The sequence below is a fragment of the Halomonas sp. 3F2F genome, assembly GCF_014897805.1.
Classification (GTDB): domain Bacteria; phylum Pseudomonadota; class Gammaproteobacteria; order Pseudomonadales; family Halomonadaceae; genus Vreelandella.
In genome coordinates this window covers 1-4,090 of record NZ_JABUZE010000027.1, presented here as the reverse complement: position 1 = coordinate 4,090, position 4,090 = coordinate 1, and the positions used below count along the sequence as shown (strand labels likewise).

Below are 4,090 nucleotides of genomic sequence, written 5' to 3'. Positions count from 1 at the left end.
CTGCTTAAGCGCAGCCATTTGGACAACTGGGTTGAAAATCACCGAGACGTACATGCATCGTCTTCAGACGAAAGCTACGCACACCATGTGCATATGGCCGATAAGCTTCTTGAGACGGCGCGTAAGCAGGCGGGCGAGGGACATGATGTGATGATTGTGATCGATTCTCTTACTAGGCTCTCGCGCGTTCATAATGCCGAGCAGCGCGGCAATGGTCGTACGATGTCGGGTGGGCTGGATAGCCGTGCGATGGAAATACCGCGAAAACTGTTTGGTGCCGCGAGAAAGATCGAAAACGGAGGATCGCTCACCATTCTGGCTACCGTGCTGGTGGATACGGGAAGCCGTATGGATCAGGTGATTTTCGAGGAGTTTAAGGGCACGGGCAATATGGAAATCGTGCTATCACGGGAAGTGGCGAATCAACGGATTTTCCCGGCGATAGATATTGCCAAAAGCAGTACCCGTCGAGAAGAGCTGTTGATTGATGCGAAAGATATTGAAAAAGTACGCGCATTGCGTCGAGCGTTGACACATCTTAAGCCAGTAGAAGGCGCGCAGAAGTTGCTTGAGTTATTGGATAAATATCCAACCAATGCCGAGCTGTTAGATGCGTTTTTACCCGCATCGTAAATGTATGCGATCAAGAAGCTCACTTTTGTAAGAGATGAGCTTCTTTGTTAAAGCTTAACGACTGCTTTTTTTAACATGGTTCAAGTTGGAAGCGGGGACGGCTTTTTTAACCGGGAAGCCCTCAACTTCTTTGCGCTCAATAATGTTTTTTAATCGCTTTTCAATCGCACAAAGATTTTTAAAGTCACTGATGTCGACAAGAGAGATGGCTTCACCTGAGGCACCCGCGCGGCCGGTGCGGCCAATGCGGTGGATGTACTCTTCTGGCTGGAAAGGTAAATCGTAATTCACCACTCGGCTCAGCTCACCAATATCCAACCCCCGAGCGGCTACGCCCGTAGCCACTAGGTATTTCAGTTCGCCAGTTTTGAACTGCGCCAAAATCTTTTCGCGCATGGCCTGGCTTCTGCCGCCATGAATGGAATCGGCTGCGATGCCGCGTTTTTCCAGTTGAGCAACTAGCTTGGCTGCACTGTGTTTTTTCTCGACAAAAATAAGCGCCTGATCCCACGCTTGCTCGTTGATCAAGTGGCTCAATAGGGCGGACTTGGTGTCTTTGTCTACCGTGATTAGCCACTGTTTGATATTGGCGGCGGCGCGGATGTTGGGAGAGATGGAGATGTCAGCCGCCAGGTCGGTCATCTTACTATCTGAAAAACCGTAGGCGAGGGCGCGAACGTCGCCGGTCATGGTGGCTGAAAACAGTAGGTTCTGACGGTTTTCAGGCAGGCGTACTAAGATTTTGTGGATATCATCGACAAAACCCATGTCGACCATTCTGTCCGCTTCGTCCAACACCATAACTTGAAGTTCATCAAAGTGCAGCGCACGCTGATGTGCCAAATCCAGCAATCTACCCGGCGTGGCGACCAAAATATCCACTCCTTCGATTAGCCGCTCTTTTTGAGGCGCGGTATCCACACCGCCATACACCGCCATAGAGGTTAACTGCGTGTGCTTAGCGCATTGAGCCACATTGGCTTCGACCTGAACCGCTAACTCGCGGGTCGGCACCAGAATCAGCGCGCGTATGCGCTTGCCGCGTAACGCTTCCGCTTTGCTGAATCGCTCTAACAGAGGCAGAACAAAGGCAGCAGTTTTGCCTGTTCCTGTTTGTGCGGTGGCGATTAAGTCTTTGCCCGAAAGAATGGCAGGAATCGCTTGTTCCTGGATGGGCGTTGGTGTTTTGTAACCTAGTTCGGTAATCGCTTGAACAAGAGGACGGGATAAGCCTAGTTTTGAAAATGGCATGAGGTGCTCAGACAGATGGTCGTAAGGTGTGTCGAAAATAAAAGATGACGCAGTATAGCGTAAAAGCAGCCGTTCATTGCTCGAATAGAGCAATTAGCTTCATAGTGCCGAATGGCGACTTTTATGATGAAATGACAGACATTAATTAAATGAATGGTAAGTGATATTTTGTAGTACGTTTTGTTTTTTATGATTTTTTTAATTTCGAACGCTGTGTGTTTGAATTATGATTAGCTTTAACTAAGTAGATTAGCTTTTACTAAATAGCTGGCCGCTGCAGCGGAGGCGCTTTAGGCCTCACATATTTTTGAGCCACAATTGCGGGTGCGCTGCGCTTACCACGCACTACAAAATCAAACGATGGCACGTTTGTGGCGCGGCGTAAGGCTTGGCGAGGAACGAGCCATAAGGCACCCGCGATGGCAGCGCAGCCCGGCGCGTTCATTTAATATCAGATCGTGCAGTCTATCCACTGTTAAGATTTTAGGGATTAATAATGACGACTTCGATTAGAAAACTTTTCCTCAATTACCTGTCCCAATTGACGGCCATTATTGAGAAAGTGCCGGAAGAGCTGTTTTCAGACACCCTACACGAAGGGATGTTTTCTCTGGAAATGAATGCACAAATAGCTGCCAACTTTCTTTTAAGGGGGTACTGTCCGTTAGTTGGTGGTGAAGTTGTTTCGTATGAGCTTTCAGCGTCAGGTAAAAATGCGTCCCTTAGGTTGATACACGAGGTGCAAATTCAGCTTGAGACACTTCCTGATATTGAAGGGTTAGACGATAGTAAGTTGATATCAGATACAGCAGGTTTTACAGAGATTAGCCTTCCGCAAAGCAGTTACGTGTTTAGGTATATAGTCCCTAACTACATGTTTCATATGAGCATGGTATATGCGATAGCGAGAAAAGCCGGTGTACCTCTTAGTAAAGGGGATTTCGACGGTTTACACTCTTATCCTGTTGGTTTCAGTTTTATTGATTAGCATCTCCCTAACAAAGCGTTTCAGAGGGGGAGTGAGCAAAAGGAGGAAGCGTGCATCATTTAGCAGCTCAATGGATTGTGGGGTTACTGAGAGAAAGGAGTATTCCTTTTTTGATCTGCGGTGGGCTCGCAGCAAAGGGGTATGGTTCAGAGCGTGAGCTTAATGACATCGACCTGTTTGTCCCCGGCGAGCACTTTGCGTCAGTGGTTCAGGCCGGTCAGCAGTTTGTATCCAAAGCTGCCGCTCACCGCCAGGAGGAAGGCTGGGATCTAACCTACGTCCAGTTCAAATATGAAGGTATTAAAGTGGAGGTAGGTAACTCTGACGGCTCGCAAATTTTCGATGCAAGTAACGAAACCTGGGTACCGCTCAACATAGATTTTTCTCGCTATGTAACCGTGCATTTATTGGGTCTTGAACTTCCTCTTATGCTGAAGGACGATCTGGTGCGGTATAAATCTATACTCGCACGGCCGGTGGATATCGAAGATGTCTGCGCTATCCGTGAGAACGAGGAGCCAGGTAATTCACCCAGTGACAGGTGAGGAGGTTCGAGGAGAAAGAGTGATGAAAACAGTCACTAGAGAAGTGCGTCTGCGCATGAATTTCAGTCAACTGTAGAGAAGCACGATGATCGTAGAAAATGTGCTTCCTGAAAATTATGCAGAGATGCTTAATGTTTGGGAAGAGTCAGTCCGAGCAACTCATGAATTTATAACGGAAGAAGATATTGAGTTTTTTAAACCAATTATCATTGAGCAGGCATTTCCCGCTGTTACATTGAGGTGCGTTAAAGATGAACGTGGTTCAATCCTAGGTTTTTTGGGTGCCCAAAATTCAAAGATTGAAATGCTATTCATCTTGAATGAAGCGCGAGGGAAAGGCATTGGTAAGGCACTACTGAAATACGCAATTGAGCAGTTAGGTGCAACCAAAGTGGACGTCAATGAACAAAATCCACAGGCTGTTGGTTTTTACGAGCATATGGGTTTTAAAGTAGTTTCACGTTCACCCTTTGATGATATGGGAAAACCCTTTCCAATTCTGCATATGACACTTTAAGGCTAGATTTGTGGTAACCAGGCTTGCTAGAAGAAACGCCCGAGGCTAATAACCTTGGGCGTTTCCGTATGTGGTGGGAAAATCGTATAACAACGTGCTCAGGGCAGATTCGCAACGTAAGCGTCCATTCCGCGACGTTCTGCCACCCCGCTAAAA

General features: G+C 47.4%; 4 protein-coding genes and 1 pseudogene. 4 read left to right on the top strand and 1 reads right to left on the bottom strand.

Going from position 1 to position 4,090, the window contains the following annotated elements; all coding sequences use genetic code 11:
- Nucleotides 1-633, top strand: a pseudogene (locus tag INT21_RS02510) (transcription termination factor Rho); the annotation flags it as partial.
- Nucleotides 634-687: 54 nt separating this feature from the next.
- On the opposite strand, the gene INT21_RS02505 reads toward INT21_RS02510, so the two are convergent.
- Nucleotides 688-1,884, bottom strand: a complete 1,197-nt coding sequence (locus tag INT21_RS02505; RefSeq protein WP_193084821.1) for a DEAD/DEAH box helicase — start codon at nt 1,882-1,884, stop codon at nt 688-690.
- 496 nt (nt 1,885-2,380) lie between these two features.
- Here INT21_RS02505 and INT21_RS02500 point away from each other — a divergent pair, with 496 nt between their 5' ends.
- The 3 genes from INT21_RS02500 (at nt 2,381) to INT21_RS02490 (ending at nt 3,934) form a co-directional block, all read left to right on the top strand.
- Entirely contained in the window at nt 2,381-2,872 is a 492-nt protein-coding gene (locus INT21_RS02500) for a DUF1993 family protein (RefSeq protein WP_193068194.1), read from the top strand.
- Nucleotides 2,873-2,922: 50 nt separating this feature from the next.
- On the top strand, nt 2,923-3,417 hold the full coding sequence (locus INT21_RS02495; RefSeq protein ID WP_193068195.1) for a hypothetical protein: 495 nt from the start codon (nt 2,923-2,925) through the stop codon (nt 3,415-3,417).
- An 85-nt stretch (nt 3,418-3,502) separates the two neighbouring features.
- Nucleotides 3,503-3,934, top strand: coding sequence for a GNAT family N-acetyltransferase (locus INT21_RS02490; protein WP_193068196.1), 432 nt, complete (start codon nt 3,503-3,505; stop codon nt 3,932-3,934).
- The last annotated feature ends 156 nt before the right edge of the window (nt 3,935-4,090 follow it).

What these genes read in the sequence shown, in the direction of transcription:
- INT21_RS02505 (WP_193084821.1), bottom strand. Translation starts at nt 1,884, where the DNA reads ATGCCATTTTCAAAACTAGGCTTATCCCGTCCTCTTGTTCAAGCGATT.
- INT21_RS02500 (WP_193068194.1), top strand. Translation starts at nt 2,381, where the DNA reads ATGACGACTTCGATTAGAAAACTTTTCCTCAATTACCTGTCCCAATTG.
- INT21_RS02490 (WP_193068196.1), top strand. Translation starts at nt 3,503, where the DNA reads ATGATCGTAGAAAATGTGCTTCCTGAAAATTATGCAGAGATGCTTAAT.